This window comes from Mycobacterium asiaticum (assembly GCF_001673315.1).
GTDB classification, from domain to species: domain Bacteria; phylum Actinomycetota; class Actinomycetes; order Mycobacteriales; family Mycobacteriaceae; genus Mycobacterium; species Mycobacterium asiaticum_B.
On record NZ_LZLQ01000076.1, the window covers coordinates 1 to 5,116 of the forward strand.

The following is a 5,116-nucleotide window of genomic DNA, read 5'->3' on the forward strand; positions in this document are numbered from 1 at the left end:
CGCTCGGATCGCCCATTCGAATGCGGCCAGGTCTGGATATTCGCGAAGTAATTGGCCGCATTCGTCGAGCACCGCTTGGATCCGGCCGACGATGTCGCCGGGCCCTTTCGCCGCGCGGCGCAGCCGGGGCATGGCGGCGTCGTTTCTGGTCGCGATCGCCGCATTGAGCAATTCCGATTTGTTCGGGAAGTAGTTGTAGAGGCTCGCACTCGTGACGTCGGCCATCCGGGCGATCTCGCGGATGGTCGCCCGCGAGTAGCCGACCGCTGCGACGCATTTCATGGTCGCGGCGATGATGCGTTGCCGCGTCTGCTCACCGACCGCGCCTACCGGACGGCCCAACTGGCTACGGGTCATACGGGTCCTGTCCTCAGCGGCTCTTCGACTGGTCGAATATATTCGACCGATCAGTTAGTTCCGCCGTTCGGAGGTACCCGGTGACCGTCGGCTCTCAGCTCGGCCGCCCGGTGGGCGCCAGCGGCGAACAGACCCGACAACGGATCGTCGCGGCGGCCATCCGTTGTGTGGCCGAAGTCGGCTATTCACAGGCGTCCATCCGCGAGATCGCCCGTACCGCCGGAATGACCAGCGGCAGTCTGTACCACTACTTTCCGAACAAGGCCGAGTTGCTCGCGGCCACCGGCGAAGAGATCGAGGCGATCGTCCTGCCGCGGTTACGTGCGGCCGCGGCCCGGTCAGAGGGCGCCATCGCGCGCCTCGAAGCGGTGCTGGACGAATGCGGCCAATTACTTCGCGAATATCCAGACCTGGCCGCATTCGAATGGGCGATCCGAGCGGAGAACCTCGTAGTTGCCGAGCAGGGCGACAGCGGCAGGTTCGAAACGATGCGGGAAATCATCGTTGGCGTCGTCGACGACGCCCGCCGGACGGGCGATCTCGGGCCGGACGTCGACCCACGGGCCGTGGCAGAGGCCATCTATGCCCTCATCTACGGCCTGACCGAAGTGGCAGCGACCCTGCCACCGGCGGATTTCCAGGCCGCGCTGGCTGCGTCCAAGGCAATGGTCAGAGGAGCCCTGTTCGACGGGGCATGACAAGCATGCCTTGATGCGATCAAGTGATTAATTATAGAGTCGGTCGCACAAGAAGTGGGGCGACAAGTTGACCGATGCCGTGGGAACCGAGACCGTGGAACTCGGGTTCGATGTCGACGCACTGCGGCGCAAGTACGCCGAGGAACGTGCCCGACGGCTACGGCCCGACGGGATCGGGCAGTACGTGGAGGTCGCGGGGAAGTTCGCCCGGTTTGCCGACGACCCCTGGGCGGATGACGGATTCACCAGAGCGCCGCTCACCGACGAGGTCGATGTCGCGATCATCGGCGCCGGCTTCGGCGGGTTGCTGACGGGTGTGCGGCTCCGCGAACTCGGGGTGCAGAGCATCAGGCTGATCGACCGAGCAGCAGACGTCGGGGGTACCTGGTATTGGAACCGCTACCCGGGGATCGCTTGCGATGTCGAGTCTTATGTGTACATCCCGCTTCTCGAGGAGCTGGGCTACCTACCCACGCACAAATACGCCAGCGGCGCAGAGATCTTCGCGCACTGCCGGAACATCGCCGCACGCTATGACCTCTACCGTGACGCCTGCCTGCACACTGATGTACACGAGATCCGTTGGAATGCCGACATTTCCCGATGGATCGTGCGAACGAATCGCAGCGACGAAATGCGGGCGAGGTTCGTCACCATGGCCAATGGGTATCAGGCCAAACCGAAATTGCCGGGCATACCCGGTATCTCCGACTTTCGTGGTCACGCGTTCCACACCAGCCGGTGGGACTACGGCTATACGGGTGAGCGGTTGGAGAACCTCGCCCACAAGCGGGTGGGCATCATCGGTACCGGGGCCACCGCGGTGCAGTGTGTGCCGCATCTGGGCGCGGCGGCCCAGCGACTGTTCGTCTTCCAGCGCACACCATCGTCGGTGGACATTCGTGCCAACGGTCCGACAGACCATCGGTGGGCCAATGCATTACAGCCAGGCTGGCAGCGCGAGCGTATTCAGAACTTTCAGATCCTCACCGCGGGCGGGCAGGCGGAGGAGGATCTGGTTGCCGATGCGTGGACGAGCATCACCCGCAAGCTTCCGGTAATGCGCCAGGATTCGGCCGCGACGGTCAGCCAGGACAAACGCGCCCAGGATATCGAGATCGCGGACTTTGCAAAGATGGAGGAGATCCGAGCCAGAGTGGACGGCATCGTGACGGATCGCGCGACCGCCGAGGCGCTCAAGCCGTGGTACGGCTATTTCTGCAAGCGGCCCTGCTTTCACGACGATTACCTACAGACCTTCAACCGCGACAACGTGACCCTGGTCGATACCCGCGGTCAAGGGGTGCAACGGATCACCGAATCGGGTGTGGTGGTGGACGGCGCGACCTATGAGCTGGATTGCCTTATCTTCGCGACGGGTTTCGAGGTGGGCACCGACTACTGCCGGCTTACCGGTTTTGAGCTCATCGGCCGCGACGGGATCACGCTGAGCGAGCGATGGCGTGACGGTGTGCGGACATTTCAGGGCCTGTGCGCCAACGGTTTTCCGAACTGCTTTATCGAGAGCATTGCCCAAGCCGGGCTGACGGTGAATTTTCCTTACCTGCTGGACGTCCAGGCCACCCATGCGGCCTGGATCATCGCATATGCACTGCAGAATGGTGTCGACGAACTGGAGGCGTCGCCGGCCGCGGAAGCTGCCTGGGTCGAATCGGTGGTGCAGCGTTCGGCGGCGACCGCTGAACGGGCCAAGACCTGCACCCCCGGATATTACAACCGAGAAGGCAAGGCCGATAACAAAACTCGCCAGGGCAGCTTCTTCTTCGGTGGTCCTACCGAGTACGCCGACATCCTGCGGTCCTGGCGTGCGACCGGGGACCTGGCCGGGTTGGACATACGCCGCCGGGACGGTCCATGAGGTACCTGCTCGGCCGGATTCGCGCTGCGACCCGGCGGCGGCCTTCGCCCAAGGTGGCGATCATCGGTGCGGGGTTCGGTGGGCTGGGTACCGCGGTGGCGCTGCGCCGCGCGGGCATCGACGACTTGGTGATCATCGAAGCTGACGACGGGGTCGGAGGAACCTGGCGACGCAACACCTATCCGGGCGCGGCCTGTGACATCCAGAGTCATCTCTATTCGTTCTCGTTCGCGCCCAACAAGTCCTGGAGTCGCACCTACGCCCGACAACCCGAGATATTGACCTACTTGGAATCCGTCGTCGACAAATTCGACCTGGGCCGCCACCTGATGCTGGGCACCGCGGTCCGGGCCGCCCGCTGGTGTGCGGATTCCTGTCAGTGGGAGTTGCAGCTCGACCGTGGCACGGCTCGCCAGACGCTCACCGTCGATGTCGTCGTCTGCGCCGTAGGACTGTTCGGGGCGCCGAAGATGCCGAAAATACCTGGGCTCAGCGATTTCAGCGGTGCATTGATGCACACCGCGCAGTGGGATCACGGGGTGGATCTGGCCGGCAAACGCGTCGCGGTGATCGGAACCGGGGCCAGCGGAGTGCAGGTCATCCCCGAACTCGCCGAGACCGTGGCGCAGCTGACGGTGTTTCAGCGGACTCCGCCGTGGATGGTGCCCAAAGACGATCGACCCTATAGCCCAACGGAATTGGCGCAATTCCGGCGCAATCCACTGGCGGTGCGACGTACGCGCTGGAAGATCTGGAAATTCCAGCACGACAATACGGCCACCATGACTGATGACCCCGTCGTGGAGGCGCGGTCGCAGTTCGCCGGCGCGTTCTTGCGACGCAGCGTGTCCGATGAGGACTTGCGCCGTGATCTGACACCGGACTATCCGTTTCGTTGCAAACGTGTGCTGTTGGGTGACGATTTCTACCGGGCGTTGCAGCGGGACAACGTTGCGCTGGTCACCGATCCCATCGCGCGCGTCACGACGACATCGGTGGTTACTACATGCGGCGAGGCGGCGCGTGTCGATGCCGTGGTGCTGGCGACCGGATTCGAGACGTCGCAATACCTGTCCGGCATCGAAGTCGTCGGTGCTCGTGGGCAGCGTCTGCATGAGCATTGGGGCTTGGATCCGAGCGCCTATCTTGGTGTGGCCGTCGCGGGGTTTCCGAATTTCTTCATGCTGTATGGGCCCAATACCAACCAAGGCGGCAACTCGATCGTCTACATCCTCGAGGCGGGTGCGCGCCTGGTGGCCAGCGCGGTCGTGCGTATCGCGCGCCGGGGCGGCTACGTGGACGTCCGCCCCGAAGCCGAACGGCGATTCAACAACCAGCTATCGGCCGACCTGGAGCGGAGTATTTGGACCCAGTGCGACAGCTACTTCCGCTCGCCGAGCGGACGTGTCGTGACGCAGTGGCCCTACACCGAGTTGGAGTATGCCCGGCGCACCTGGCGCCTGCGGTCCCGGGACTGGGTGCACCAGACGGAAACCGTGTCGGTCTAAGAAGCAATCAAACGATTGATTATTTGACAAAACGCTCCGCTGAGTGCCTGTCACCACATACGATCAATCGATTGATTATTTGTACCGGCGGAGGTGTGCAATGTCGTATGTGTCAATTGTCCCGGAGTTGCTGGCATCAGCCGCAACCGATTTCGCAGGGATCGGGGCTGCGCTGAAAGCTGCGAATGCCCTGGCCTCAACGCCGACGATGGTCATTGCTGCTGCGGCCCAGGACGAGGTCTCGGCGGGATTGGCCGAATTGTTCGCCGGCCATGCCCGCGAATACCAGGTGCTCAGTAAGCAGATGCAGGCGTTCCACCAGCAGTTTGTGCAGTTGTTGACATCGGGCGCGGGCAGCTATGCCGTAGCCGAGGTGGCTAATGCGAACCCGCTCCAGCAGGCGGCACTCGACTTGATCAATGCACCGACCCGCGCTGTGCTGGGTCGCCCGCTGATCGGCGACGGTGTCGACGGCATCGCCGGTACCGGACAGAACGGCGGAGCGGGCGGCTTGTTGTACGGCAACGGTGGTAGAGGCGGATCGGGTGCGGCGGGCCAGGCCGGCGGCAGCGGGGGCAGCGCCGGGCTGATCGGCAACGGTGGTGCGGGCGGCGCCGGCGGCAACGGCGGGCTGTTGTGGGGTCATGGTGGCGCTGGCGGTGTCGGTGCCACAT

At 63.8% G+C, this 5,116-nt stretch carries 5 protein-coding genes; 4 read left to right on the forward strand and 1 reads right to left on the reverse strand.

Going from position 1 to position 5,116, the window contains the following annotated elements:
• A partial coding sequence (locus tag A5636_RS11245) for a TetR/AcrR family transcriptional regulator (protein ID WP_155763760.1) occupies positions 1-357 on the reverse strand: 357 nt, incomplete at its 3' end.
• Positions 358-437: 80 nt separating this feature from the next.
• On the opposite strand from A5636_RS11245, the gene A5636_RS11250 reads away from it, so the two are divergent.
• From A5636_RS11250 to A5636_RS11265, 4 genes are all read left to right on the forward strand, one after another.
• Positions 438-1,055, forward strand: a complete 618-nt coding sequence (locus tag A5636_RS11250) for a TetR/AcrR family transcriptional regulator (RefSeq protein WP_065158716.1) — start codon at positions 438-440, stop codon at positions 1,053-1,055.
• Positions 1,056-1,134: 79 nt separating this feature from the next.
• Entirely contained in the window at positions 1,135-2,934 is a 1,800-nt protein-coding gene (locus A5636_RS11255; RefSeq protein WP_065158717.1) for a flavin-containing monooxygenase, read from the forward strand.
• Positions 2,931-4,442, forward strand: a complete 1,512-nt coding sequence (locus A5636_RS11260) for a flavin-containing monooxygenase (protein ID WP_065158718.1) — start codon at positions 2,931-2,933, stop codon at positions 4,440-4,442. Before A5636_RS11255 ends, A5636_RS11260 begins: the two co-directional genes overlap by 4 nt.
• A 100-nt stretch (positions 4,443-4,542) precedes the next feature.
• Positions 4,543-5,116 (forward strand): PE family protein (locus A5636_RS11265; RefSeq protein ID WP_155763761.1); only part of this gene is annotated, 574 nt, incomplete at its 3' end.

Coding starts and splice junctions, on each gene's coding strand:
- A5636_RS11260 (WP_065158718.1), top strand. CDS start 2,931: ATGAGGTACCTGCTCGGCCGGATTCGCGCTGCGACCCGGCGGCGGCCT.